Genomic DNA, 20,394 nt, shown 5'->3' on the forward strand with positions numbered 1-20,394 from the left:
GTACGACCTCAAGCAAACCTCCCCGAACGGGAAGACTTATGCAGATAGTTACTCACGCTATGAGTAACACATGACGATCCTCGTCACCGGCGGCGACGGCTATCTGGGATGGCCGACCGCCCTGCGCATCGCGACTCGCACCGACGACCGCGTAATTCTGGTGGACAACTTCGCCCGGCGGGAGTGGGTCGAGGAGGTCGGCTCCGTCAGTGGCGTGCCGATCGCCTCGATCGACGAACGCATCGAGGCCGCCGAGGACGTACACGGCGTCCGGAATCTCTCCTTTGTCGAGGGCGACCTCGTCGAGAAATCGTTCGTCGAGGAGTTGCTGGCCGTCCACGAACCAGCCGTGATTGTCCACACGGCGGCCCAGCCCTCCGCGCCCTACAGCCAGATCAATGGCGAGCGCGCCAACTACACCCAGCACAATAACATGCAGGCCACCCGGAACCTGCTGTGGGGCCTGGAAGAAGCCGATCTGACGGATACCCACTTCATCGAGACGACGACCACCGGGGTTTATGGGGCACCCGAGTTCCCGATCCCCGAGGGCGGTGCGACGATGACAAACCAGAGCGCGGAAGACGAGGTCCCGTTCCCGGCGATGGCGGGGAGCTGGTATCATCTCACGAAATCCCACGACGCGGCGAACATGCGCCTGGCCCACTCGCAGTTCGACATCCCTATCTCGGACGTGCGGACGGCGATCACCTACGGCACCGAGACTGAGGAGACCGCCGCCGACCCGCGACTCGCCACGCGCTTTGACTTCGATTACTACTTCGGCGTGGTCGCGCATCGCTTCGCCGCCCAGGCCATTTCGGGCTATCCGATGACCGTCTACGGCAAAGGCGAGCAACGAAAGCCGTTCATCGCCCTGGAAGATGCCGTCGAAGGGCTGGCTCAACTCGCACTTGCCGACCCCGACGATCGGCCCGACGAGCATGTCGTCTACAACCAGGTGACGCGGGCGATCTCGATCGTCGAAGTGGCCGAGACGATCGCCGACGTGGCCGGCGAGTACGATCTAGACGTCGCCGTCGAGCACTTCGAGAATCCGCGCGACGAGGACGAGACCCACAAGATGGAGATCGAAAACGACCGTTACGCCGACCTGATCGACGGACAGAGTGAAACCTTCGAAGAGGGCGTCCGGTCGCTCCTGGGCACACTCCTCGAGTACGACGACCGGATCGCAGCCCACGAGGACCGGTTCCTCCCGGGCGTGTTGACCGACGATGAGTGAGCCCCGGGACGTCCTCGTGACCGGCGGGCTGGGATACATCGGGAGTGCGCTGGTCCCGCAGCTCGCCGACGCCGACGACGTCGGCCGGATTGTGGTGCTGGACTCCCTTGCCAGCGGGTCGCCGCGCCACCTGCTGGAAGCGCGGGTCGACGGCAACTTTGACTTCCGTCGCGGCGACGTCCGGGAGTACGGCGACGTCGAGAGCGCCATGCGTGGCGTCGATACCGTGATCCACCTCGCGGCGATCACCGGCGCGGCGAGCACCCACGACCGCCGGGCAGAGACGATGGCGGTCAACTTGGAGGGGACGGAAAACGTCTGCAACGCTGCCCGGAAACTCGACGTCGAGAACCTGGTCTTTGCCTCCTCGTGTAACAACTACGGCCGGGCCGCGAGTACGGATATCGACGAGACGACCGAACCGGATCCGCTGAATCCCTACGCCGAGGCGAAGGTGGCGGCCGAAGAGGTCGTCGCCGAGTTCGCCCACGAAAACAGCGCGACCGCGACGGCGCTCCGGATGAGTACCAACTACGGCTACGCACCGGGCGTGCGCTTCAACCTCGTGGTCAACCACTTCGTCTTCCGGGCGCTGACTGGTCGACCGCTGACGGTCTATGGCGACGGCAGCAACTGGCGACCGTTCATCCACGTCAGCGACGCCGCCCGCGCGTTCGGTCACGCCGCCCGCTACCCCACCGACTGGCCGCAAGCGGTCTACAACGTCGGCAGTGACGATGGCAACTACCGGATCAGCGAGATTGCCGAGATCGTCAGCGACGAGGTGGCTCCCGTCGAGGTCACCTACCTCGAAGACGAACACCCCGGCCCCTCCTATCACGTGAACTTCGACCGTCTGGCCGAGACTGGCTTCGAGCCCGAATGGACGCTCCGGGACGGCGTCCGGAACCTCGCTGCCGTGCTTCGGGACCGACAGGAGATCAACGCATGACTGAAGCTACCGATTTCGACCCTGGGGAACCGCTTTCGATCGCCGTGACGGGCGCGGCCGGCTTCATCGGCTCGCGGGTCGTCGATCGGTTACAGGCCGCCCATCCGGACTGGGAACTCACGGCGATCGACAACTTCTATCTGGGCGATGTCCGGGAGATCGGCGAGGTGACCGTCGAACACGTCGATGTCCGCGATCGACGACGACTGGAGGACACACTCTCGGGTAGCGACATCGTGATGCACCTGGCGGCGATCAGCGGCGTCGACGATTGCGGGGAGCAAGCCGACCTGGCCTACGAAACCAACGTCTACGGAACCGAGAACGTCGCCTGGTTCTGCCGGAAGCACGGGGCGGCGCTGATCTTCCCGTTCAGCATGGCTGTGCTGGGCACCCCCGAGTCGTTCCCGATCACGGCCGAGCACCCCCGCGACCCCATGAACTGGTACGGCCGCTCGAAGCTCCTCAACGAGCGCGCGATCGAGACTTACGCTGAAGGGGCCTTTCCGGCCCACCTATTCTTGAAGTCGAACCTCTATGGTAGCCACGAGGTCGGCGAGCAAGTCGTCTCGAAGGGGACCGTGATCAATTTCTTCCTCGACCGGGCGCTTGCCGACGAGGCGCTGACCGTCTACGAACCGGGAACACAGGCGCGCAATTACATCCACGTCAAGGACATTGCCCGGGCCTACGTTCGCGGTGCTGAACGACTAGCCGACCAGTTGGCGGCGGGCGAGACCGGCGTCGAGAAATACGAACTCGCCAGCGACGAGGATCCGAGTGTCCGGACGGTCGCAAAGCGAGTGCAGGCGATTGCCCGGGAGCACGGGTTCGATCCCGACGTCGAACTCGTCGAGAATCCGCGGGCCGGCGAGGAGACCCTCGTAGAGGAGTTCGGCGTCGACACGTCGGCCGCCCAGGAGACGCTGGGCTGGGAGGTCCGACACTCGATCGAGGAGACGGTCCGTGAGGCGATTGGGCACGATCTAGATGCTGACTGATCACGCCACGGCAGTAGACTCGTGCTCCCAGATCAACTCGAAGTACCGACCCAGCCCGGCGACAAATGATTCGTTTTCGGTGATCGCGGCCTGACGCATCGACAGCGGGACATCTTCTTCCTCGACGAGAACGACCGCAGTCCCTGACTCGTAGTCCATGCTCGGATCGGCGATCGTCCCACGCCAGGGGAGGCGCTCGTCGCTGAACCGCAACGCGACATCCGGATACGTAGACTGGAGATGTTCGATCCGCTCGGCCTGGATAGCGCGGTTGTCCGGCGTGAGGTGTGCGGGCTCGAGCAGGAGGACCCGGATCGAGAGGCCCCGTTCGCAGGCGTCGGCGAAAGAGGGTTCGACCGCCGCGAAGTACTCGAAACTCTTGGTCAGGACGCGGATCTCCGTCGTGGCCTCGTGGTAGAGTCGCCGAGTCTCGGTTTCGCTGGGCTGGCCGACGTCGACGACGTGAAAGAGGTCTTCCGTCGGTGTGACGTCCTCGCTTGCCCGTTCGTAGACCGGGCCGAACTCCGCGAGGAACGAGTCACGGACCGACTCGACGTCCCCACGAAAGGTCTCGAAGGACTGGCGGCGATTCTCGATGGCCCGCTCGAGGATCGTCTCAGGATGGTGGGCCTCGTACTCCTTTGGCCGGCCCGGAATCTCCTTGACGTACCCCGCGTTCGAGAGCGTCTCCAGGACGTCATAGATCCGCGCCCGCGGGATGCCGGTCGCCTCCGCGAGGTTCGGGGCCGTCGTCCGCCCGATCTCGAGGAGTTGTCTGAGCGCTGTCGCCTCGTACTCGCGCAGTTCGAGGTGCTCGAAAAGCTCCGTAGCGCTATCGTCGGTCATTGTCGATCTGTTCACACGGAATGTCTTTAAGTCACGGGCCTCGCGATCGGCGCATCCAGAAGCTATTTATCGCAGGCAGCTGGCTTAGTTACTACGGATTTGAGTAACGTGACTGATCGAGCCGACGTCGACGACGACCATCTCACGGACATCGAGGACGGCTGTGGCTGTGCGGAGATCTGGGAAGGGCTGAGCGAGCAGCGAATAGAGCCTGACGACGACTGATACTCGCGGGTGGAACAGGCGAGTGCGTTCAGTGAGAGAAAGGCAAAAAGCGAGAGTATCCGACCAATTTCTCCGGTGTAGAGAGATACCCTCCACTCACTCCAGATACCCGATATCTTCCAGGCGCTGCTCGACATCCGCGTCTAGCTGTTCCTCGGCGTCGCTGGCTTGGCCGCGCTCTGGCAGTGGCTCACGCGTCCGCACCTCCCGAGTCGCCGTGTCACTGTCGTCCTCGAACGCCCCCAAAATCGGTCGACCGTCCATGTCTGCAGGAACTGCCTGGTCCAGCCAGTGCAACACGGTCGGCGCGATGTCCGAGATACGGATCGTCCCGAAGTCCGTCGACGCTACGTCCTCGCCGTGGAACAGCGCCATCCCGGCGGGGACGTTCTCGGCTCGCCAGCCATCCGGTTCGGTGACGGCATCGCCGGCACCCATCGCCCCGCTGGTGTGGACGCCGGGCCGCTGATCGAAGATCAGATCGGGTGCCCGATCGACGTAGGGCCCGGAATAGATCTCCTCGGGCCGGTAGATCTCGCGGGCGATCGACTCGCCGGTCGTGCCCGTCACGTCGGCGAGATCTGCCGCTAGCTCGGCCAGGATCGACTCGCGTTCGGCCTCGTCGTCGGCAGTGACATAAAGGAGTCCCTGTCCGCTGCCGATCGCGGTCGTCTCCGCCCAGTCGACCATGTCGAGTTTCGCCTCGCGCTGGACGCCCTCGTCGCTGGGGAAGCGCTCAACGATTCGGCGGGGAATCAGCGGGCGAATGTACTGTTCCAGCCCCAGCGAGCGGACGAGCCCGGCGATTCGCTCCTGGGTTATCCCCACGTCGTGGAGCCGCGAAGCCAGACTCGAGGTCGTCGTGAGGTAGCCCTGTTCTTCGAGCCACCGATTGACGTAAAACACCGTGTCGATCTCCGTACAGCCGTGATCGGACATGAGCACCAGGTTGTACTCACCCTCGAGGAAGTGGCTCAGTTCCTCGTCAACGATTTCCCAGGCCTCGCGGGTCTCGGGCCCGTCCCAGAAATAGTGCTGGAGGACGTTCAGGTGAAAGAGCGTGACGTGGAGGAAGTCCAGCTCGTCCTCTTCCAGTAGCGTTCGGGCCGTTTGAAGGCGCGTCCGCAGGAGATCATGGACCATCTCGACCTCGCGGTCGGCGTCCTCGTTCGAGGTGAGGACGTTCGCGGGATGGACACGATAGTCGAACTGTTCTTCCAGGTCGGCCTGCAGTTCGGGCGGTTCGGTGTAGTCGTCCTCGCCCGAGCGAGGGCCGCCGGCGACCATCGGGCCGTCGATCGCGCGCGGCGGGTAGGACATCGGGAGATTGACGACGCCCGTCCGGAGGTCGGCGTCGTTGAGATAGTCCCACAGTTCCGGACTCCGGAAGTCCGTCGAATCGGGCAGGTGCATCGAGCGGTCGTCGGTGTCGATGCGTTCCCACCAGTAGACGCCGAGTTTGCCCGGGTTCTTCCCCGATGCGTAGCACTTCCAGTTCGGACAGGTGACCGGCGGGAGGTGGCTGCGGGAGACGCCCGAGGCCCCCTCCTCGCGGAGGCGCTCGATAGTCGGCAAGTGGCCCGCCTCGATCCAGGGCTCGATCAGTGGCCAGTTGGCCCCATCGAGGCCGACGACGACGGTCGGATTCATTACCTTGTACTGAGCCAAAGACCACTAAAGGTATTCTGTTCCAGTATGGGGCCGGATGCTACGGGGCCGTACTGCCGACGATACAGATGTCTACGCGTATGGCGTCAGGAACCACGCTCGCCTCGCCATCTCACAATTGGTTTGATCCCGCCGCCCCAAACAACAGTATGTCCGATCGAAACGACCGGCCCGTCCGATCCGAGGTGGTCGCGTGAATCGACGACGAGCAGACGCCGCCGCGGGACTGATCATCGGCGCGATACTTCTCGGCGGCGCCGGCCTCGTCCGGCAGGCATTCGGACAGCGGTCCAGTGCCGACGGCCAGATGGGAGGGATGATGGATTCGATGCACGGACCCGATCCGCTGTGGGTCGGGGTCAGTACGCTACTGCTGGTCGCCGTCCTCGTCGGCGTCTACCTGCTCGTCCGACCGGAGCTGACAACCGATACCGAGTCCACCCCTTGGGCGTCACGCGGCGACGACCGAGATCAGGGCGATAACGAGGCCGTCAATACCACCCCCTCGACGGACGGAAACACCGAGTCACGCGAGACAGCCGGCTCGACGAACCCGGAGGCGAACCCGACCGAGCGCGTCCTGGATCTGTTGCCCGACGATGAGCGTCGCGTTCTCGAACCGGTCATCGAATCGCCGGGCATCACCCAGATCGAACTCAGGGATCGGTCGGCATTCTCGAAGAGCAAAGTCAGCCAGACAGTCAGCGACCTCGAAGAGCGGGGCCTGCTCTATCGGGAACGCCAGGGTCGGACCTACCGGATCTATCCGAGCGAAGACCTCGACCTCGACGAGTGATCGCTGCGGGGCGACCCTGCCAGCTCGGCGATCGCCCGTTTTCGGTCGTCACGAACGATCTCGCCAGCGAGACACGGTTACATCGACGCAGAAACGTTCTCGAACGATCTCCTCACTCTGTTCACACCCACGACAGTAACCGCCCGACCCGCTTTTGTCCACGTGAGGAAAGTCACGATGACAGAGAGAACCACAGCACTGGTGGTCGCGGTGATCGCAATTGTGGGTGTCCTGATCGCGACACCGGCGATCAGCGCCCACGGGACTGATGGAGAGACAGTGAACCAGACGATGGCGAACGCCACCGACGACCGGACGATGATGTCTGGCCACGGCCATGGGCATCACGCGGCCGGGAACGCGAGCGAGTGGATGTCGACGAACGCCAGCGACTGGCCGGGCGTTCACGCGAACGCGAGCGACTGGCTTCACGGAGACAACGACACCGTCGGCGGGGCATCCCATGCGGACGACTGGGATCACGCACCGCACGACGACGATCACGACCGTGATCCCCACCACGACGATCACACTCACGATGACGACCGCGGTCACGGCATAGGTGGGCACGGATGCTGAGGGACGACGTAAGTGACGCGAGTCGGCTCCGTGCCAGATCCCGAGCCCAGTCCGAAAGTGAACGCCTGGGACGACACGCAGGGACGGCGACCGTACGATTCGCCCTCAGCGCGCTCGCGCTCGTCGCCGCCACCGGGGTCGCGAGCGCCCAGCACGCGGGCGGCGGGATGGGGGGTGGTGGATTCAGCGGATTCGGCGGCCCCGGATTCGGCCTCGTGTTCTGGCTCCTTCTCGGCCTCGGCATCGTCCTGCTCGTCGCATACGCACGCGATGGAGATCGATCCAAGCCGGACGCACACTCGACGGATCGCGCACTCGAAACACTCAGAGAGCGCTACGCCCGCGGAGATATCTCCAGCGAGGAGTTCGAGGCCCGCCGGATGGAACTCGAGCGATCGAGATGAGCGGGCAGGAGCAGCGAGAATCGAACGGACGGGAAACATCCCCCGCAACAGTCACCCACATCCGGCGTCGGACCGTATTCCGAACACAATGATCTCGCCCTGGCGGAAGATTCGACGATGACCGGCGAGGAGTCGACGGGCCACCCGATCGTCGCGGCCATCTACGACCCGCTGACCGCACCCTTCGACGACCGATTGCTGGGTGAGCACCGTGAGTACCTCGCTGCGGACCTGTCGGGGTCGGTCCTGGATCTCGGATCCGGGACGGGCGCGATGTTCCCACACTTCGCGACGGCCGAGCCGTCCGAAAGCCCGTCGCCGACGTTCCACGCGATCGAACCCGATCCGTACATGCGACGCCGGGCCCAGTCGCGGGCGAACGACCTCGATCTACCGATCGACATTCGGCCCGACCCAGCGGAATCGCTCCCCTACGAGGACGATTCGATGTCGGTCGTCATTGCGTCCCTCGTGCTCTGTACGATCCCGGACGTCGAGGCGGCACTTGGGGAGGTCGCCCGCGTGCTCGAACCGGGCGGTGAGTTTCGCGTCCTCGAACACGTCGCCGCCGAAGGCTGGTCCGGACACCTTCAGACGGCCGTCAACCCAGTCTGGAAGCGAGCGGCGGCCGGCTGTCACCTCGATCGGGATACCGAGGCAACGCTGCGCGCTCACGATCGCTTCGCAGTCCAGGAACTGACGACCCTGGAGATGGGGGTTCCCCCGGTGAAACCATTCATTCGCGGGACCCTCGAAGTGCGTGAGTGACCGTTCTCGGCGCGACCCGAGTCGACGCTTTCCGTTCGAGTCGAGTCGACGTGCTAAAACGCACTCGCGTGTGAGAACCGTTCATGCGCCAGTTCGTCGTACTCGGCCACGAGGCCCCGACGACGCCCGAGTTTTCCCTGGCGGACCTGCCGGGCTCGGCTGGCCGCCTCGACGTGCTCTGTCGGTGTCTGAACGCCGCGTTCTTCCGCTCGCACGGCATCCGGGAGGACGTTCGTGTTCGCCTGGTTCTCGGGGATACGTTCACGCTCCGGTTCGAAGGCAGCGAGTTACAGGGCCTCAATCCGGACGAGCGAAGCACTGCGGCCCGGATCCGGAGTGCCCTAGAGCGTCGTGACGAGGCGATCGGCCACCAGGCAGTCGAGACGTCGCCGGGCATCTATCTCTCGCGCCGCGACGTCGAGGCCGCTCTCCGTGACGCTGCCGCGGAGGGGGAGCTCCTGACCCTGCACGAGGACGGGGATCCGATCGTCGACGGAGCGCTCCCGGCCGATCCGGTGTTCGTGCTCTCGGATCACCGGGACTTCACCGACGCCGAACAGACCCTGCTTGAGGAATTGGATGCGAGGCGAATTCGGCTGGGACCAACGGCGATCCACGCCGACCACGCGATCACCGTCGCCCAGAATTATCTCGACACGGACGGATTCAGAACCTACTGAACACACGGAATCCGTTACTCGATTTGGAGGTCGCCACCGCCGTCACCGGCGTTTTCGTCCCATTCCAGTTCGAACTCGACACTGAGTTCGCCGTGGCCGTCGGTCGGTCCTTCGCGTTCGGCCTTGACTTCGAAGGTCGGGCGTTGGGGCGGGTCCATCGTGACTGACTGGTCGCCGGCCGACAGCGAGATCGGGTCGCCGCCGTCCAGGTTGTCGGCAACGGTCCGGAGGTAGGATGCGATCTCGCTGCGGGACAAGGAACGTTCCGTCTCGAAGAGCACTTCTTCTGGCATGGATGGACAGAGAGGCGGGACAGTGATAAGTGTTGCAGCGGCGACAAGCTGAGTAGCGACGAATTCGCCGGACTGGACGCGTCTCGCAAGAGTTAAAGGCGAACGTCGGCAAGCACTCAGATGCGGGCCGGTGGGGTAGCTTGGTATCCTTCGGCCTTCGGGTGGCCGTAACCGCGATTCGAATTCGCGCCGGCCCACTTCTGCCCGTGTTTTCTGAGAGTCGAGGATAATCCCCGTATAGCTTGGGGTTCAGGTGTTCGATCACCGGTTTGGGCTGGGAGAGTCGAACATGACTCATGTTGCGGGTGGCGCTTGCTGGCGGTTTTCAGAGAGTCGGCGTAGTGAAAGTGGGGGTTCGGTGGTTGTTGAGAAGTGGGTAACACTGAACCTGACCGCGGGCATGGGGTGCAGGGCTGCTACTCTGCGTTAATGGCGGTATGGTCGTGCTGGCAGTCCGTGATTCGTTCTGTTAGTGTCCTGTGTTCGCGCTCATTCATCGTGTTAACTCGGGGCGATAACATTGCGCGGTAACACTGCGCGGCCACTGTGGGCAATAACACTTTCCGGTCACCGTGGTTGCTCACCGTGGGTGGCTGGGGAGAACACAGATCCTGACCGCAGTGGTTGGGGGTACAGGGTTGCTGCTTTGCGTTACCGGGTAGTATGGTCGTGTGGACAGTGGTTCCCTGTGTTCGTGGTCACTTATCGTGTTGGCTCTGGGCGATAACACCGTACGGTAACACTGCGCGGCCACTGTGAGCAATCACACTTCTTGACCGCTGTGAGAGGCAACAGTGGGTGATCAAGGTTACTGGGGTGACACTGTTCCTGTCCGCTGCCGTTGACAGGATCGATAGTATCGTTACTGGGTGTTACTGCTCCTCTTCCAGTTCATCGAGTTCGGCGTCAAGGGCTTCCTCATCTATCGGGTCAGCGTGACACTCGCCCTCCGCGTGACACTCACCCTCTGCGTGGTCGAACATCCGTTTGAGCTGGGCGAGACTGGCGGCGTGTCGTCGTCGGAGGTCCTCGTCGGTCGGTTCGCGCCTGTCGTCGTCCATGTAGAACCGTACGTCTCTCGGTGACAAGAAAGCGTGCGTCGTCAGTATTCAACCACTCGGCTTCTCGTGTCGCTAACAGTCTGTACCGGGAGCTTCACCTCGCTGGGGTTGCCGGCGCGTGCCCGCGATTCACGGTCTGGACATCTGGCGCGACATCAGAAAAACGGGACACCCAATGGATACCTCAAGGATAGAGTACCAGGCTCACCCTCATGCCCGCGAAAAAGTTCCGGACACCCCCCGTTACAGTGCGCGTTTCCCAAACGATAACCCAACATAAAACAGCGTTTCAGCGCGCGAGCCCCGAGTATAATATATCCTTCATGATTGGAAGGGTAAGCAGGAAGAAGGTGTCATAGAAAGATTCCGGGGAATTTGAGAATGAGTACCGCTGCCGTCAGATAGACCGTTATAGTTCCGAGGCTGATTCGCGGTACTCAGAGTACTGGGCCTTCGCCCACGTAATCGCAGAAGCCGTGTCGTTGACAATTGTACCGTTCACTCCCCCATTTTCGTACAGTGTGATCCCTGCGTATTCACATGTCCCGTGTTCAATCAGCCAGAGCGCATAGGGAAACGGCTCATCGATAACATATATCTGGATTGTGTCTGATTCTATGAGGGATTCGAATTCGTTTTCATAATTCTGCTCTATCGCTTCCAGAAGGTCACTTTCGAGAATTAGCTCCAATTCGAAGTCATCATCTCGTAGACGTTCCAGAAGGTAGTCGAAATATTCGCGTTGGACAACGGGTGCAGTTCCAATCATGCTGCTTGCCTCTTCCAGTAATTCTGTGCCAGGCTGATGAGCTATATCTGGCGTACGGACTGATGAATAGACGTCTGCATCAGCGAGGAACGCTTTATCGAGCGAATCTAAGGGCAGGGTGTTTAACAATGCAGTATTGCTTTGAACCTGCTTAGTGTCCGTCCGGTAATCTCGGTGAAATTGAAGAGCTGCCTGTCCTGCCACTGTCAATTGGAACTGCTGTCCTGCTGGTTGAGTTGGTTCGACACACCTGACATCGAGAAGCTCATCCATTGCCCGGTTGATCGTTGATCTGGAATACTCCAGTTCCTCCACTAGCTCGGGTTTCGTTTTGGGCTCCCCAGAAAGTGCTTCAACGAGCCAGTATCTCTTCGAAAATACATCACGCAACTGTTCTCCCTCCGTACCTGTCATACCGTACTAAACCAAATTGGCCTTTTTAGGGCTGATTATTCTCTTCCAGTACCTGAGAGAACATCCAGAACATGGTCACTTTCCCAGTGAATGCATTTACACTGTAGATATCACAATCGCCATACGAAATGGACGAAGTTTGGACCCTACGTTACTGCTCGAAGGGGAGTGAGTGCTAAGATGAACACGTTTTGGAGCCGACGTGGACTACTACGTCGTACTGGCACAGGAATCGTAGGGATGGCAATGCTCGGTACCGCTGGCACATCTGCTGGGCAAGAGGACCCGGAGGCTTCCATAACATTCAATGACCAGATATCAGACGGTAGTTCAGTCACAGTCGGGAAAATCGAAACCGAGGTCGAGGCACGTTTTATAATCCGTGATCAAGACTCGAATGGAATTGGCGGCCAGGTTACATTTGACGCAGGAACTGCCGTTGAAGAATATGAAGTAGACCTCTCAACGGAACTCACAGAAGCAGAAACGCTTTCGGCGAATCTCTATGACTCAAGCGGCTCAAATATTGCGCGTGATACCGCGAGAATCACTGTTGGAGATCCGGGAGAGTTCGCTTCTGGGATCGGCCCCACGCTTGTTGAAGCAGACCCTGCTGCGGGTTTCAATTATCCATACTTCCTCTACGCACCATCACGACCAACCGATAGCAGTCCCGGTTCAATCCTCGTTCAACCCAATAACAGCGGTCAAACAACTGATAACTTCGATACTCATAAGCAGTCTGCACGAAACCGGATTGAAAACGGAATCTCACGAACGGTCAGTGAACGGCTATCTGTGCCGTTACTTATTCCTGTGTTCCCCCGACCGCAAACAGATCCGGTGGACTGGCGACACTACGTCCATGCGTTAGATCGCCAGACGATGCAAATTTCGGATGGCCCTCTCGAACGAGTTGATCTTCAACTCTTACGGATGGTGGATCACGCACAGGAGATGCTATCCGATCAGTCCTACACCGTTGACGATCAGATTCTACTGAACGGATTTTCTGCTGCAGGAAACTTTGTTGATCGCTTTGCTGTTCTTCATCCAGATCGTGTTCGATCTGTCACTGCTGGCGGATTGAACGGGATGGCGATGCTTCCGCTTGAGGAAGTAAAGGGCCATACGCTGAATTTCCATATCGGAATCGCAGACGTTGAGGAACTTACTGGAGAGCCGGTTGACTTAGATGCGCTCAGTGAAGTCAATCAGTTCCTCTTTATGGGCGGTGAGGATTCAAACGATACGATCCCGTACGATGATGCATGGAGTGAAGAGATGCGGGAAATCGCTCTTGAGGTCTATGGAGAAAAGATGGTTGCGGAGCGATTCCCATACTGTCAGTCTGCATACGAGCAAGCCGGTGTTGACGCACAGTTCAAAATATACGAAGGGGTTGCCCATAGTCCTCGCCCAGCAGTAGAGGATATCGTGGAGTTTCATCAGCGGAGTCTCAATGGAGAGGACGTGAGTAGCTTCAACCAAGATCTTGGCATTGAACCAACAATTGGATATACGACTGAGCAACCTGAGGTTGGAGAGCCAATTGAGTTTGATGCGAGTTCTACAGAAGTCAGTCGTGGACAAATCCTCGCGTACACGTGGGAGTTCCCAAATGGCGAAACTTCGGCGGGTAAAACGGTAACACACCGGTTTGAAGAACCAGGTCAACACAGCGTCAATCTCAGTGTAGTCGATAATAACGGACGGACAGCTACAACAGAGACAACACTTACTGTGGGAAAACAAGCTGACCAACAAACCATCACTGATCTACGAATTACGTTACCCGGCGTTGGAGTCGGTGTGGCTGTGACAAGTGCTGCTGGAGGCCTCTACTCACTCAAAAACCGGTTACAAGACTAATCCAGCTCACGTAGTGTTTTCAAACTAATTTAAAAACACAATAGACACATGGGATTTCTTGGCAAATACGCAGCGTTTCGATGGGTGACCGGTGGTCGCGGTGGTGGCGGAGGTAGTGGCGGCTCTGGCTTCGTACTTATATTCGCTGTTATAGTCGGAATTATCGGTGTTATCTGGGCTATTTTCTCAGTCTTCTCCTTTGTGTGGAACCTTATCTACGGTATCGTTCGACCGATCCTGATGGTGTTTCCCCCAGTTACCATCCCACTGGCAGTTGCACTTTTAGGATGGCCGTTTACCTGGCTCAGCCCATATTCTACTGAGAAGACAGACGCCTTCCTTAACGGAACTGAAGACAACCTCTCATTTGGCCCATACGCGTTCTGGGCTGTGTCTTCAGTTAATATCATGTTCCTAACTGGTGCTTATGATGCCTTCCCAGAACCGAATGGTCTGATCGAGATGGTAATTGGGCTAGTTGTAGCACTTCTGTTGCTGTACGGTGCCTATGAACTGTTTCACTTCCCATATCGAAGTTTCAAGTTATTACTACATTCGCCACGTGGTCCATTCTATGTCATCGCACTTCTTTCACCGATGTCAGCTGGTCTCATCACCAGTGCCTTCAATGTCTCTCTGAACATTGTCTTGCCCCTTCCAGAGTTGCTGGGATCGGAATTAGCTGTGATTGCTGGATCCCTCGTGTTTCTCAACACGACGTACCTTGGTGGGGCGTTAGCTGTTCTATGGAATCAAGGCGTGATTCAAGCAAACGCAGATGCTGCTGAGAAAGAAGACAGTCGCATGGAGACGAATAGAAATACGGATACAACCACCGAATCCAGTCCAAACACCAACTAACTTACTAAGCCAATAGTTGCCATCCATCTCTATTTAATTCCCAATTTTGGCTATTTGAATGTTGTTGGCAATACGAATGGCTAGCTGACTGAAAACCAGAGACATCATCAGACAGATCTGCGATACAAGCAGACCAGAATCGAATTTCTATTGTAGCTCTTCCAATAGCTGTATTGCTAACTGCTTGTTGAGGCTTCGGTTCGCATTCCCACAGTGGGGCGAGTGAATACAGGACGGGCACCCATCTTGACAGCCACAGTCCTGAAGCAACGTGAGCGTCTTCACAAGAAGATCATCGAGTTGCTCGAAAGCCTGACGTGTAAGTCCAGCACCTCCAGGATGACCATCGTGAATGAAAACCGTCCCGCCAGACGTCTGGCCATGGCTTGGCGTCGAAAGACCACCAATGTCGCCTCGGTCGCACAAAACCTCCATAGGGAACAGCGATATCAATGCATGTTCGATAGCGTGGAGAGCACTCAGATATTCCTCTTGTGACTCCGCCTGATCAACAATCATAGCTTCAACATCATCTGGGACGGTGATGAACAGGCCTGTTGTCTTGATCGATTGTGACTCCAGCGGCTCCTCAAACTCACACTCCTGAGGGGTGTCATCGCTGGGGTCGCTGTACCGCAAGTACCCTGTAACCGTATCCTCCACTGTAAATTCTCCTAGTGTAGCTTGTACGGTCATCTCATGCGTTTCAGCGGACGAACTCTCATACGTGTCTTCGATAGTAATGGACTTTTCTCGGAGTGCTCGTGTGTACGCTGCTGTCGGTGTCGATTCCAGCAGTGCTCGGTCCGATTCGAGGTCTAATTCGACTACTTGGTATGTTTGTTTCTGGTGGCGATAGATTGCATCCGGATGTGCATCCCGTACTGCAGCACCGAATTCAAGCGATGCGAGCTTCTCGTCCCGGTTTCGATCGATAAGATCGATCTCGCGGTCATCGATCGCTCGAATATTTGTATTCCATTGCACGTCAGAGTCCGTGGCGCGCCACTGAATCCGGTCGCCACTCTCTACACGGCGAAGACGATCATTCACTTCTGCTTCTGTGACGATATCCGGTAGGTCGGCACCGAAATAGTCCTCATCACGAGGCGATAAGAAGTGATCACTTGCTGCACAGACGACGTGGTCCGGACGAATTGAGTTATTTGAAGGGTTGACGGCAGCCTGTTCAGCACCTCCCTCAAACAGTTCGTCTGGATCCCGGATCGTATACTGGTCAAGTGGATCATCAGCTCCGACAAGAACAACGAGACAGGTGTCTTCGCCACGCCCAGCTCGGCCTGCCCGTTGGAACGTACTCATTGACGTTCCGGGATACCCATCAAGCAAAACAACATCGAGTGTCCCGATATCGATTCCAAGTTCAAGCGCGTTCGTACTCCAGACACCACGAGCATCCCCGCTGCGAAGTTCCTCTTCAAGTTTGAGGCGACGACCGGTATTCAGCGCGGCATGATACGCGTGGGTGCTGTCTGCGAGATCATCTTGTCCCCGGTTACGCAGCATTCTGTCCGCCCAATCCACATACTGCTCTGTTCCCTGTCTGGCAGCAGTGAAGACCAGCGTCTGATATCCTCTGGTTACGAGATCACAGAACAAACGCACCGATTCAACGTGGTGTGAGCGTCGTTCTCCGCCGACTACTTCCTGATGAGAGGGGAGCGCAACCTCGTCAGGGGAATCCGAGGACTCACTTGTTTCAGATTGTGTATCAGTCGTCGAACTCGATTCGGTATCGATAGCCGCTGCATTCTTCTCGGGCGGATGTTCGTCATGGCCAGCACGGACAGTGCCGTCCGGGCTGACAGCTGGATCCGGAATCGACTGATCCTGGTCAGCGTCCTGCTTGAGTGGCGGGTTCCAGAATAGCCAGTGTCGATCTCCCGACGCACTACCGTCATCATCCACAAGTTCGAACGTAGGTTCCTTCTGTCCCGTAACGGTTGACGCATGCTCAACAGGGTTTCCGATCGTCGCTGAACAACAGATGTACTGTGGCGACGAATCGTAGTAGTCACACAACCGGTTGAGCCGTCGGAAGATCAGCGATGCATGGCTTCCAAAGACTCCACGGTACATGTGGACCTCATCAATAACTACGGTATCCAATTGCTGGAACAACCACCGCCAGTGATTCTTCCCATGAGCGTACGGGAGGAGACTAAGATGGAGTTGGTCGATCGTTGTGAGAAGAATATCGGGCTGTGTCTGTCTGATTTCCTTTCGATCTGGTTTGGATGTTTCCCCTGTTTGAACGCCGATATCAATCGAAGTATCGAACCCCAACTCATCATCAAACACCTCAAATGTATCTGCCTGATCGTTGATGAGCGCACGATACGGTGCGATATAGAGTGTTTTCCCGGCGTTTTCGATCGCTCTCTCAATACCGGGTACGACGTACGTGAGGGTTTTGCCAGATGCTGTCGGTGTGGCCACCACAACGTTCGACCCGGACTGGACTGCCTCAATAGCGTTCACCTGATGTGAGTACAGACTTGTGATCCCTTCCTGTTGTAGTGCAGACGAGAGCGGGGCAGAAACAGCGAGATCGTCAGTCTCCGCAGATTGGCCCTTTACGATCTGCTGATGAGCGATCTGTCCCTCGTAATAACCTCGACCCCGCAACCATTCGATGGTGTCTTCAATTCCGGGTCGATCCTTCATCTGTTGGTTCTTGGAGATTGATACTTGTGAACTTTTGCGATTCAAGGGCTCTGTTGAAACCCTCTTTGTTAGACACCTTCCCTGGAGGAACAGATGAGAAGCCACCGAATTCATCACCGTCAAAACGGCCGCATAATGGTGATTAGAGGATGTTGAAGTACTGAAGACCGGCAATCAGTAGGATGGCGACGATCAAAATGAGTTTCATTACCCAGGGTGGAACGTCTTTCCGAATTCTGAATGCCCAGTCCGTGGGGTCGGCCTCGAAAACCCGGTTCCCGATGTCTGAGTTGCAATTCGTGTCGTACTCTATTCGTTGGAAGAACTGCAGGCTCTGCATTGAAGAGAGCCTTTGACCCTCTTCAGAGGGTTATCTACGCTCAACACACTATCACATGAAGAACACTGGACGGTGTCCGTAGTTCCGATCCCGCTCCCGTATCCGAGAGTCACCGTTCGGGAAACTCCTTGTTCGACCAGTTCGATATCGAGTTCTCCCCGTTCGTACTCTACCTGTGTTACCGTGAGAGGAGTCACTCGAATATCCAACGCATGCCGCTTTCGGATTTCTTCCTGCTTTTGGGGAAACCCCTGGTCTCGCCGTTCGTGCAGAGTTCTCAATTCGGAATCAACCTCTTCATACTCAGCTTTTGCCTCTTTCCGTTTCTTCAGTGCCTCCACGCGATCGTTCTGATCACTGCTATTGATCGCTTCACTCAGCTCATCAATCTTCGAGGACAGCTTGGAACGTTCCTCCTCCAACTCTTGGATCCGTTGTTGTTGCAGCTGCCGGTACTCTTCGACCTCTGCGTCCGCTGCTCTGGATGCCTCATTATGAACCTCATCAATTTCGTTCTGGATGCTCTGCATCAGCTGATCTTGGGCTGTGCCGAGAAGCGATCGTGCGTCTGATCTCGATAATGAGAATTCCGTGGTAGTGGGAGAACTGTTCGTAGGTATCGACGTCATTTGAAGAAACGTCTCCTCTAACGCCGGAAGTCTCTGTTCCGAGCGGTGATCGATAGCGATGGCGCGAAGGAGTTCTTGTTGGTATTCACTGACTGTCTCGATACTCACCTCGAAAAGGACCACAATCGCGGTACGGTCGTAGTACGGCGTGAACTGTATTTCCCTCACTTCGACGTCGCCTTGTTTAATCCACTGTGGAATCACTACGTCGTCCTGATCGGCTTCTATCGATATTTTCCCGGTAGGGCGACGCTCAGCTGCCTCTCTGAGGATTCGCTGGAAAACCTCACTTTCTGGATGGAGGGGCTCTCCAGTACTATCGTCGTCTCTGCCCGCACCACAAAGCAGCGATAGGCTGCCTGCCGGCAATTCTGTATCCCCATTGTCTTGGATCGTAACTTCCCAGGTGTCTCCTCGTGTCTCAATGGTGCCGCCGAGTGACTCTAAGTAGCGTTCGGAGAAGTCCTCAACGACGGACTGCGTGACCGCGAGTGCTTCGTCAGTCATCGCTTTCTCCCAAGTCGAATCCCTCAAAGACGCCGTTGTTGAACTCCTCCAGTTTGTCAGCAAGCTCGCGTTGTTCTTGCAGATCGACGGCCATGGCATCGAAGTCGTTCTCCAGATCGACTTCTGAACCAGCATTAACCAGTCGCTCGAAAATCTGGTCCTCGAAGCTTGTCCCTGACTCTTCTAACCGACTCAAGATTGAACTTAGCTCGCCCACACTTTGTTGGAACAGGTCGATTTTGTGGTAGAGGCGTTCCAGTACGTATTCTTCAACAGTATCCTTTAGTGCCATGTTGAAGACGAAGACGTCACGTTTCTGTCCGATCCGGTGAACACGTCCAATACGTTGTTCAACACGCATCGGATTCCATGACAAGTCTAAATTTACTAACAGGTTACAAAACTGAAGGTTTCGGCCTTCGCTCATTGCATCAGTTGAAACAAGGATTCCACCTTCTTCCTCAAAGTCCTCCACGATCTGTTCTTTCTCACTACTGGAGTGTCCACCGTGGAACGCGTGGACGGTATACCCTTCCGAGGCCAGGCGATCAAGCACTTGGCGTTGAGTCGCGCGAAACTGGGTGAAGACGATCACACGCCCCATTTCGACGGTGTCACGAGCTTCTTCGACGATATCCAGAAGCCGCTCCTGTTTCGTTACTGTATCAATCTCTTCGATCAGATCCAGAATTGACTCCAGTTCGTCCGCGTGGGTGAGTTCAGACTGCTCATGGAGTCGTTTCTCGATTGTTTCCTTGAGCGCTACGGGACTGCTAACGACTTCCTTCTGGAGGAGCATCAACACGAGCTTCTGACCCTGATCCTGGCTGTAGGCACCCTTGACGTAGTCAGAGACTGCCTGGTAGAGTTCACGTTCTTTTTGAGTCGGATCGAACGTCCGTGTATCGATGGTTCGGTCCGTGAAGTCAATATCCGTGTCCTCCCGCCGGTTCCGAATCATCACCTTGTTCAACCGGTCCTGTAGCTCGTCCCGGTTCACCAACGTCTCCTGATTGCTGTTCACGAAGTACTGGTGGAAGACGTCGCGTGTGCCGAACAGTCCGGGACGGAGAAGCGAGACGACGTTATACAGGTCCGTCAGTTCGTTCTGAATCGGCGTCGCCGTGAGGAAGAACGCGTAATTATACGAAAGTCGGTCGATCAGGTCGTATCGATCCGTCTCTTCGTTCTTGACGTAGTGCGCCTCGTCAAGAACCAAAACATCCCAGTCACGGTCGAGAACCGTCTGGCGGTGTCTCTCACTCTTCGCGGTGTCGATGCTTGCAATGATGTAGTCATGTGTGTCGAAGTCCTCGAATTCATCGTCGTAGTTGCAGACGAATTCGAGGCCGAACTTCTCCTGGAGTTCAGCCTGCCACTGTTTCGCCAGCTGCGCAGGCGTGAGGATGAGGACCGACTCGTCCGTCTCTCGAAAGTGCATCTCCTTGAGAATCATCCCAACTTCGATGGTCTTCCCGAGCCCGACCTCGTCAGCGAGAAGGGCCTTCCCGTCCATTTCGAAGAGCGCCCGATAGGCTGCATCCACCTGATGTTCCAGTAGCTTGACGGAGTTTTCGTCCAACTCTTTCAGCGACCGAAGTTCGGAGTCCGGCTGGCCCGCTTGGAGACGAACAGCTTGGATGCTCTGTAAATGATCCTCCTCTGCACCATCCTCAGACAATGAATCGAGAAGATCGTCCGCAGACTCGTGTGTGACCTCAACATCAACGAGGTCGTAACTTCCCATAGTCTCGTAGAGACAGGTTCGCGTGAAATACGTTTTGTGACCGACCGA

The 20,394-nt window shown here is 57.6% G+C and carries 19 protein-coding genes and 1 tRNA gene; 12 read left to right on the top strand and 8 right to left on the bottom strand.

Annotated features, from left to right (window positions below; all coding sequences use genetic code 11):
• Positions 1–70 precede the first annotated feature (70 nt).
• Genes HZR20_RS02370 through HZR20_RS02380 form a run of 3 tightly spaced genes read left to right on the top strand, consistent with a single transcriptional unit; the run spans position 71 to position 3,199 of the window.
• Positions 71–1,246 (top strand): NAD-dependent epimerase/dehydratase family protein, encoded by a 1,176-nt coding sequence (locus HZR20_RS02370; RefSeq protein WP_181684997.1) that lies wholly within the window; start codon positions 71–73, stop codon positions 1,244–1,246.
• Positions 1,239–2,198: an NAD-dependent epimerase/dehydratase family protein gene (locus HZR20_RS02375; protein ID WP_181684998.1), complete on the top strand. Its 960-nt coding sequence runs from the start codon at positions 1,239–1,241 to the stop codon at positions 2,196–2,198. The genes HZR20_RS02370 and HZR20_RS02375 overlap by 8 nt, the downstream gene beginning before the upstream one ends.
• A complete protein-coding gene (locus HZR20_RS02380) occupies positions 2,195–3,199 on the top strand; it encodes an NAD-dependent epimerase/dehydratase family protein (RefSeq protein ID WP_181684999.1) in 1,005 nt (334 codons plus the stop codon). The genes HZR20_RS02375 and HZR20_RS02380 overlap by 4 nt, the downstream gene beginning before the upstream one ends.
• On the opposite strand, the gene HZR20_RS02385 is transcribed toward HZR20_RS02380, so the two are convergent.
• Entirely contained in the window at positions 3,200–4,045 is an 846-nt protein-coding gene (locus HZR20_RS02385; RefSeq protein WP_181685000.1) for a TrmB family transcriptional regulator, read from the bottom strand.
• A gap of 99 nt (positions 4,046–4,144) precedes the next feature.
• On the opposite strand from HZR20_RS02385, the gene HZR20_RS14395 reads away from it, so the two are divergent.
• Positions 4,145–4,270 carry a hypothetical protein gene (locus HZR20_RS14395; protein ID WP_258560314.1) on the top strand — a complete coding sequence of 42 codons (126 nt, stop codon included), beginning with the start codon at positions 4,145–4,147 and terminating at the stop codon, positions 4,268–4,270.
• A 96-nt stretch (positions 4,271–4,366) separates the two neighbouring features.
• Here the strand turns inward: HZR20_RS14395 and HZR20_RS02390 are convergent, their stop codons facing one another.
• Positions 4,367–5,920 carry an alkaline phosphatase family protein gene (locus tag HZR20_RS02390; RefSeq protein ID WP_181685001.1) on the bottom strand — a complete coding sequence of 518 codons (1,554 nt, stop codon included), beginning with the start codon at positions 5,918–5,920 and terminating at the stop codon, positions 4,367–4,369.
• Positions 5,921–6,131: 211 nt separating this feature from the next.
• Between HZR20_RS02390 and HZR20_RS02395 the strand changes: the two genes are divergently transcribed.
• From HZR20_RS02395 to trmY, 5 genes are all read left to right on the top strand, one after another.
• On the top strand, positions 6,132–6,734 hold the full coding sequence (locus tag HZR20_RS02395; RefSeq protein WP_181685002.1) for a helix-turn-helix transcriptional regulator: 603 nt from the start codon (positions 6,132–6,134) through the stop codon (positions 6,732–6,734).
• A 177-nt stretch (positions 6,735–6,911) separates the two neighbouring features.
• The gene (locus HZR20_RS02400; RefSeq protein WP_181685003.1) at positions 6,912–7,313 is read left to right on the top strand and encodes a hypothetical protein; all 402 of its coding nucleotides are present in this window, start codon (positions 6,912–6,914) and stop codon (positions 7,311–7,313) included.
• The gene (locus HZR20_RS02405; RefSeq protein ID WP_181685004.1) at positions 7,307–7,717 is read left to right on the top strand and encodes an SHOCT domain-containing protein; all 411 of its coding nucleotides are present in this window, start codon (positions 7,307–7,309) and stop codon (positions 7,715–7,717) included. Before HZR20_RS02400 ends, HZR20_RS02405 begins: the two co-directional genes overlap by 7 nt.
• A 117-nt stretch (positions 7,718–7,834) precedes the next feature.
• Entirely contained in the window at positions 7,835–8,485 is a 651-nt protein-coding gene (locus tag HZR20_RS02410) for a class I SAM-dependent methyltransferase (RefSeq protein ID WP_181685005.1), read from the top strand.
• A gap of 83 nt (positions 8,486–8,568) precedes the next feature.
• Positions 8,569–9,165: a tRNA (pseudouridine(54)-N(1))-methyltransferase TrmY gene (gene trmY / locus HZR20_RS02415; RefSeq protein ID WP_181685006.1), complete on the top strand. Its 597-nt coding sequence runs from the start codon at positions 8,569–8,571 to the stop codon at positions 9,163–9,165.
• Positions 9,166–9,179: 14 nt separating this feature from the next.
• Here trmY and HZR20_RS02420 read toward each other — a convergent pair whose 3' ends face one another.
• Positions 9,180–9,458, bottom strand: a complete 279-nt coding sequence (locus tag HZR20_RS02420) for an amphi-Trp domain-containing protein (RefSeq protein WP_181685007.1) — start codon at positions 9,456–9,458, stop codon at positions 9,180–9,182.
• A 124-nt stretch (positions 9,459–9,582) separates the two neighbouring features.
• On the opposite strand from HZR20_RS02420, the gene HZR20_RS02425 reads away from it, so the two are divergent.
• Positions 9,583–9,655: transfer RNA gene (locus tag HZR20_RS02425), tRNA-Pro, on the top strand.
• Between the two features lie 675 nt (positions 9,656–10,330).
• Here HZR20_RS02425 and HZR20_RS02430 read toward each other — a convergent pair.
• Positions 10,331–10,519 carry a hypothetical protein gene (locus tag HZR20_RS02430; RefSeq protein ID WP_181685008.1) on the bottom strand — a complete coding sequence of 63 codons (189 nt, stop codon included), beginning with the start codon at positions 10,517–10,519 and terminating at the stop codon, positions 10,331–10,333.
• Between the two features lie 409 nt (positions 10,520–10,928).
• Entirely contained in the window at positions 10,929–11,702 is a 774-nt protein-coding gene (locus HZR20_RS02435) for a helix-turn-helix transcriptional regulator (protein WP_135806767.1), read from the bottom strand.
• Positions 11,703–11,942: 240 nt separating this feature from the next.
• Between HZR20_RS02435 and HZR20_RS02440 the strand changes: the two genes are divergently transcribed.
• Together HZR20_RS02440 and HZR20_RS02445 are read left to right on the top strand one after the other, a co-directional pair.
• The gene (locus HZR20_RS02440; protein ID WP_181685009.1) at positions 11,943–13,574 is read left to right on the top strand and encodes a PKD domain-containing protein; all 1,632 of its coding nucleotides are present in this window, start codon (positions 11,943–11,945) and stop codon (positions 13,572–13,574) included.
• 48 nt (positions 13,575–13,622) lie between these two features.
• Positions 13,623–14,435, top strand: coding sequence for a hypothetical protein (locus HZR20_RS02445; protein WP_135806765.1), 813 nt, complete (start codon positions 13,623–13,625; stop codon positions 14,433–14,435).
• 147 nt (positions 14,436–14,582) lie between these two features.
• On the opposite strand, the gene HZR20_RS02450 is transcribed toward HZR20_RS02445, so the two are convergent.
• From HZR20_RS02450 to HZR20_RS02460, 3 genes are all read right to left on the bottom strand, one after another.
• Positions 14,583–17,123, bottom strand: coding sequence for a DEAD/DEAH box helicase (locus tag HZR20_RS02450; protein ID WP_181685010.1), 2,541 nt, complete (start codon positions 17,121–17,123; stop codon positions 14,583–14,585).
• A 309-nt stretch (positions 17,124–17,432) separates the two neighbouring features.
• On the bottom strand, positions 17,433–18,599 hold the full coding sequence (locus HZR20_RS02455; protein ID WP_181685011.1) for a hypothetical protein: 1,167 nt from the start codon (positions 18,597–18,599) through the stop codon (positions 17,433–17,435).
• On the bottom strand, positions 18,592–20,346 hold the full coding sequence (locus HZR20_RS02460) for a DEAD/DEAH box helicase (protein ID WP_181685012.1): 1,755 nt from the start codon (positions 20,344–20,346) through the stop codon (positions 18,592–18,594). The genes HZR20_RS02455 and HZR20_RS02460 overlap by 8 nt, the downstream gene beginning before the upstream one ends.
• Positions 20,347–20,394 lie beyond the last annotated feature (48 nt).

The organism is Halorhabdus salina (assembly GCF_013839425.1).
Classification (GTDB): domain Archaea; phylum Halobacteriota; class Halobacteria; order Halobacteriales; family Haloarculaceae; genus Halorhabdus; species Halorhabdus salina.

Excerpts from the sequence above, each read along its gene's own strand:
- HZR20_RS02390 (WP_181685001.1), bottom strand. The coding sequence starts at position 5,920 with ATGAATCCGACCGTCGTCGTCGGCCTCGATGGGGCCAACTGGCCACTG.
- HZR20_RS02420 (WP_181685007.1), bottom strand. The coding sequence starts at position 9,458 with ATGCCAGAAGAAGTGCTCTTCGAGACGGAACGTTCCTTGTCCCGCAGC.
- HZR20_RS02445 (WP_135806765.1), top strand. The coding sequence starts at position 13,623 with ATGGGATTTCTTGGCAAATACGCAGCGTTTCGATGGGTGACCGGTGGT.
- trmY (WP_181685006.1), top strand. The coding sequence starts at position 8,569 with ATGCGCCAGTTCGTCGTACTCGGCCACGAGGCCCCGACGACGCCCGAG.
- HZR20_RS02430 (WP_181685008.1), bottom strand. The coding sequence starts at position 10,519 with ATGGACGACGACAGGCGCGAACCGACCGACGAGGACCTCCGACGACGA.
- HZR20_RS02455 (WP_181685011.1), bottom strand. The coding sequence starts at position 18,599 with ATGACTGACGAAGCACTCGCGGTCACGCAGTCCGTCGTTGAGGACTTC.
- HZR20_RS02405 (WP_181685004.1), top strand. The coding sequence starts at position 7,307 with ATGCTGAGGGACGACGTAAGTGACGCGAGTCGGCTCCGTGCCAGATCC.
- HZR20_RS02400 (WP_181685003.1), top strand. The coding sequence starts at position 6,912 with ATGACAGAGAGAACCACAGCACTGGTGGTCGCGGTGATCGCAATTGTG.
- HZR20_RS02435 (WP_135806767.1), bottom strand. The coding sequence starts at position 11,702 with ATGACAGGTACGGAGGGAGAACAGTTGCGTGATGTATTTTCGAAGAGA.
- HZR20_RS02440 (WP_181685009.1), top strand. The coding sequence starts at position 11,943 with ATGGCAATGCTCGGTACCGCTGGCACATCTGCTGGGCAAGAGGACCCG.
- HZR20_RS02385 (WP_181685000.1), bottom strand. The coding sequence starts at position 4,045 with ATGACCGACGATAGCGCTACGGAGCTTTTCGAGCACCTCGAACTGCGC.
- HZR20_RS02380 (WP_181684999.1), top strand. The coding sequence starts at position 2,195 with ATGACTGAAGCTACCGATTTCGACCCTGGGGAACCGCTTTCGATCGCC.
- HZR20_RS02450 (WP_181685010.1), bottom strand. The coding sequence starts at position 17,123 with ATGAAGGATCGACCCGGAATTGAAGACACCATCGAATGGTTGCGGGGT.
- HZR20_RS02375 (WP_181684998.1), top strand. The coding sequence starts at position 1,239 with ATGAGTGAGCCCCGGGACGTCCTCGTGACCGGCGGGCTGGGATACATC.
- HZR20_RS02370 (WP_181684997.1), top strand. The coding sequence starts at position 71 with ATGACGATCCTCGTCACCGGCGGCGACGGCTATCTGGGATGGCCGACC.
- HZR20_RS02460 (WP_181685012.1), bottom strand. The coding sequence starts at position 20,346 with ATGGGAAGTTACGACCTCGTTGATGTTGAGGTCACACACGAGTCTGCG.
- HZR20_RS02410 (WP_181685005.1), top strand. The coding sequence starts at position 7,835 with ATGACCGGCGAGGAGTCGACGGGCCACCCGATCGTCGCGGCCATCTAC.